This is a genomic window from Micromonospora sp. 4G55, from assembly GCF_016803375.1.
Genome location: NZ_JAEVHN010000592.1, coordinates 1 through 3,799 on the forward strand (window position 1 = coordinate 1; position 3,799 = coordinate 3,799).

General features: G+C 74.2%; 4 protein-coding genes. 3 read left to right on the forward strand and 1 reads right to left on the reverse strand.

Going from position 1 to position 3,799, the window contains the following annotated elements; genetic code table 11:
• On the reverse strand, window positions 1-448 hold a 448-nt coding region (locus tag JNW89_RS30520; protein ID WP_238451711.1), incomplete at its 3' end, for an aldo/keto reductase.
• Window positions 449-516: 68 nt separating this feature from the next.
• On the opposite strand from JNW89_RS30520, the gene JNW89_RS30525 reads away from it, so the two are divergent.
• The 3 genes from JNW89_RS30525 to JNW89_RS30535 all read left to right on the forward strand — a co-directional run.
• Window positions 517-1,461 carry an aldo/keto reductase gene (locus JNW89_RS30525; protein ID WP_238451712.1) on the forward strand — a complete coding sequence of 315 codons (945 nt, stop codon included), beginning with the start codon at window positions 517-519 and terminating at the stop codon, window positions 1,459-1,461.
• Between the two features lie 28 nt (window positions 1,462-1,489).
• Window positions 1,490-1,987 carry a hemerythrin domain-containing protein gene (locus JNW89_RS30530; RefSeq protein WP_238451714.1) on the forward strand — a complete coding sequence of 166 codons (498 nt, stop codon included), beginning with the start codon at window positions 1,490-1,492 and terminating at the stop codon, window positions 1,985-1,987.
• A gap of 100 nt (window positions 1,988-2,087) precedes the next feature.
• Window positions 2,088-3,799: response regulator (locus tag JNW89_RS30535; protein ID WP_238451713.1), on the forward strand; the 1,712-nt coding region annotated here is incomplete at its 3' end.

A 3,799-nucleotide genomic window follows, 5' to 3' on the forward strand; every position in this document is an offset into this window, starting at 1 on the left:
TCGTCTCCTCCAGCGGGGTGTCCGGGTCGAACCGGTGCGAGTAGAAGATGTCGACGTAGTCCAGCCCCATCCGGCGCAGCGACTGGTCCAGTGAGGAGACCAGGTACTTGCGGGAGCCCCACTCGCCGTACGGGCCGGGCCACATCAGGTAGCCGGCCTTGGTGGAGACGACCAGCTCGTCGCGGTAGGGCTTGAGGTCCGTGGCCAGCAGCCGGCCGAAGGCCTCCTCCGCCGCGCCGGGCGGCGGGCCGTAGTTGTTGGCCAGGTCGAAGTGGGTGACCCCGAGGTCGAACGCGCGTCGGACGATGTCCCGCTGCCGCTCGAAGGGCCGGTCCGGCCCGAAGTTGTGCCACAGGCCGAGCGAGACGGCGGGCAGCCGCAGCCCGCTGCGTCCGGTCCGTCGGTAGGTCATCGAGTCGTAACGCTGATCAGCGGCGAGGTAGGTCACGACGCCGACCCTATCCGGCGTCCCGGAACGGCCGTGCCGTCCCGGTGTGCGGGGGTAGCTTCGAGCCCATGCGCTTCGTCCCGCTCGACACGCCCAAGCCCATCTCCAAGATCGGTCTCGGTACCTGGCAGTTCGGCTCGAAGGAGTGGGGCTACGGCCCCGACTACGAACGCCGGGCGGCGGACATCGTGCGGCGGGCGCTCGACCTGGGGGTCACCCTCTTCGACACCGCCGAGCTGTACGGCTTCGGCCGCAGCGAGCGGATCCTCGGGGCCGCCCTCGGCGCCGACCGGGAGAAGGTCGTGGTGGCCAGCAAGGTCTTCCCGATCCTGCCGCTCGCCCCGGTGGTGCAGCAGCGGGCGGTCGCCTCCGCGGCCCGCCTCGGCGTGCAGGGCATCGACCTCTACCAGGTGCACCAGCCCAACCCGGTGGTCGCCGACACCACCACCATGCGCGGCATGCGCGCGTTGCAGGACGTCGGCCTGGTCGCCGAGGTCGGCGTCAGCAACTACAGCCTGCGCCGCTGGCGGTTCGCCGAGGCCGCGCTGGGTCGGCGGGTGCTGAGCAACCAGGTCCGCTACAGCATGATCGACCGGGGTCCGGAGGAGGACCTGATCCCGTACGCGGAGCAGGCCGGCCGGATCGTCATCGCGTACAGCCCGCTCGCCCAGGGCTTCCTCTCCGGGCGGTACGACGCGAAGCACCCGCCGAGCGGGGCGGTGCGCCGGGCCAACCCGTACTTCCTGCCGGAGAACCTGGAACGCGGCACCGCCCTGATCGCGACGCTGCGCGAGGTGGCCGACGCGCACGACGCCACCCCCAGCCAGATCGCGCTGGCCTATCTGCTGCACCACCCGAACGTGGTGCCATCCCCGGCGCGTCCGGTGTGGAGCAGATGGAGCGCAACGCGGCCGCCGCCGAGATCGACCTCGGCGCCGACGAGTACGCCGCCCTGGCCGCCGCCGCCCGGCAGTTCCGGCCGGTCACCGGCCTGGCGGCGGTGCCGAGGCTGATCCGCGCCCGAGTGGGGAAGTGAGCATCATGGACGACATCACCGCACTGATCCTGGACGACCACGCCGCCTTCCGCCGCGGCTTCGCCCGGCTCGACGACGCCCGCGACGTAAGCGAACTCCTCGCGGTCTGGGAGGCGCTCGCCCTGCACCTGGACATCCACGCCGAGGCGGAGGAGGCGATCCTCTATCCGCATCTGGTGCGGCACGGCGACGACGGCGAGGACGAGACCACCGACGCCATCGGCGACCACAACGAGATCCGCGACGCCATCGCCGAGTCCAAGCTGCACCCGGTGGGCTCCGACGAGTGGTGGGCGGCGGTGTGGAAGGCCCGCCGGGAGAACAGCGAGCACCTCGCCGAGGAGGAGGACGGGGCGCTGCCGGACTTCCGCCGGCACGCCAGCGTCGAACTCCGCGCCGAGCTGGGCGCGCGGTGGCTGACCTTCTACGGCGAGCACAAGAACGGCCGCAACCTGACCTTCGACGACAAGGACCCGCAGAAGTACGTGCAGGAGCACCGCTGAGCCGGCGGCGCTAGGCAGGCCCGGGCGCGGCGACGAGGCGGCGGCGGAATCCCCGACACGGGGGAGTCGGCATGGCGTGGCGGGGCGGGAGAATGGCCCGGTGACTCCCCGGGCGCTGATCGCGCCGCTCGTCCGTGCGAGCACCTGTCGCCGTGGCGTGTTCCTCCTGCTCGGCGGGGTGCTGGCCCTGCCGTACGCGCTGCTGGCCGGCACCTTCGTCCAGCTCCTCACCCGCGGCGAGGTGCCCCGGCTGCTGGTCTTCGCGCTGATGGTGGTCGCCGCCGTCATCGGCGCGGTGCCGTTCTTCCTCGACGGCAGCCGGACGCTGGAGATCGCCGCCGCCCGCGCCCTGCTCGGCGTGCCGCTGCCGGAGCCCGCCGCCGGGCACCCGGCCGACCGGGAGACCCGGCTGCGCGCCGCGCTCTGGATCGCCCTGCACATGACCGTCGGCGGGACGGTGATGTTCGCGCTGATCAGCGCCCTGCCGATGGCGTTGTCGTTCATCGCCCAGCAGTTCGGCGTCGGCACCCAGCTGGTCGCCCAGGAGAGCTGGGGGCCGCTCGACGGGCGGGACACCGGCTGGCTCACCCTCACCGGGGTGCTGATGCTGCTCGGCCTCGGCTACGCGGTCGCCGGACTGGGCACGCTCGCCGCCTCGATGGCACCGGCGCTGCTCGGCCCCTCGGCGGCCGAGCAGCTCGCCGCCCTGGCGGCGCGGGCGGCCCGGCTCGCCGAGCGCAACCGGCTGGCCCGGGAACTGCACGACTCGGTGGGTCACGCGCTGACCGTGGCCACCCTCCAGGCCGGCGCGGCCCGCCAGCTCCTCGACGGCGACCCGGAGTTCGCCCGCCGGGCGCTCACCGCGATCGAGGAGACCAGCCGGCACGCGATGGACGACCTGGACCACGTGCTGGGCCTGCTCCGGGAGACCGAGGACGCCGCCCGTGCCCCGGCCGGCACCGCCCCGCAGCGGACCCTGGCCCAGCTCGACCGGCTCGTCGCGGACACCCGGGCGGCCGGGCTGCGGGTCGACGCGCGGGTCGACGGGGAGCTGGCGGAGCTGCCCCCGGCGGTGTCCCGGGAGGGCTACCGGATCGTGCAGGAGGGGCTGACCAACGCCGCCCGGTACGGCCGCGGCCCGGTGCGCCTGCGGGTGGACGTACCCGAGGACGCGACCGTGCCCGCTCCTCGCGGGTCCGACGCGCCGAGCCGGCGGTGGTTGGAGATCGAGCTGGAGAACCTGCTGGGCGGCGCGGCACGGCCGGGACGCGGCGGCCGGGGCCTGGACGGCATGCGGGAACGGGTGCTGCTGCTCGGCGGGCGGATCACCGCCGGCCCGGAGGATGGTCACTGGCGGGTCCGGGGTGCGGCTGCCGGTGCCGAGGGGGGAGGCGCGGTGAGCACGGACGTGCTGATCGTCGACGACGACGAGCTGATCCGGGTCGGGCTGCGGGCGATCATCGACGCCCAGCCGGACCTGCGGGTGGTGGGGGAGGCCGCCGACGGCGCCGAGGTGCCCCCGCTGGTCGCGCGGTTGCGGCCCCGGGTGGTGCTGATGGACGTGCGGATGCCCGCCATCGACGGCATCCAGGCCACCCGGCTGCTGCTCGCCGCCTCCGCCGACCCGCCCCGCGTCCTCGTGGTCACCACCTTCGAGAACGACGAGTACGTCTACGAGGCGCTGCGCGCCGGCGCGAGCGGCTTCCTGCTCAAGCGGGCCCGCCCGGCGGAGGTGGTCACCGCCGTCCGGGCGGTCGCCGCCGGTGACTCGCTGCTCTTCCGGCCGCGATCCGCCGCCTCGCCGGGGCGTAC

Coding starts and splice junctions, on each gene's coding strand:
- JNW89_RS30525 (WP_238451712.1), top strand. CDS start 517: ATGCGCTTCGTCCCGCTCGACACGCCCAAGCCCATCTCCAAGATCGGT.
- JNW89_RS30530 (WP_238451714.1), top strand. CDS start 1,490: ATGGACGACATCACCGCACTGATCCTGGACGACCACGCCGCCTTCCGC.